The sequence below is a fragment of the Altererythrobacter lutimaris genome (genome assembly GCF_013371495.1).
Classification (GTDB): Bacteria; Pseudomonadota; Alphaproteobacteria; order Sphingomonadales; family Sphingomonadaceae; genus Erythrobacter; species Erythrobacter lutimaris_A.
This window is the reverse complement of sequence record NZ_JABWTA010000030.1, coordinates 1-436: the sequence shown is the minus strand read 5'-3', so window position 1 is coordinate 436 and position 436 is coordinate 1. Positions and strand designations below refer to the sequence as shown.

Annotated in this window: 1 protein-coding gene; it reads left to right on the top strand. The window is 58.7% G+C overall.

The window, feature by feature from the left end; all coding sequences use genetic code 11:
* Window positions 1–188: 188 nt before the first annotated feature.
* On the top strand, window positions 189–436 hold a 248-nt coding region (locus tag HUO12_RS14405), incomplete at its 3' end, for a DUF2939 domain-containing protein (protein ID WP_176274502.1).

The following is a 436-nucleotide window of genomic DNA, read 5'->3' as shown; positions in this document are numbered from 1 at the left end:
AATCTGGGCGTTCAGCTTCGGCGGAGTGGGTATGATCAAGCGTTTGCGTCCGCGCCCGGACGGCAGCGTGGCCATCCTTTCCGACAATCCATCCGTGCCGGAAGACCGTGCGGTAGATGACGAACTGCATCTGATCGGCCGTGTGGTCGCTAGGGTGGCGAAGTTGTAGCTATATCCGGGGGGAGATTATGAAGAAGTGGATGATTGGGGCGGCCGTGCTGGCCGCAGTGCTTTTTGGAGCATGGTATTTCGCGTCGCCCAGCTATGAGATGATGCAGCTGAAGGACGCCGCCGAAGAAGGCGATCCCGAGGAATTGCGTGACCGGATCGATTTCCCGGCTGTACGCGAATCCATGAAAGCTCAGATGTCTGCTATGATGGCACGCAAGATGGCCGAAGAACCCAGCGACGGGTTTGCAGCCTTGGGTGGTGCGCT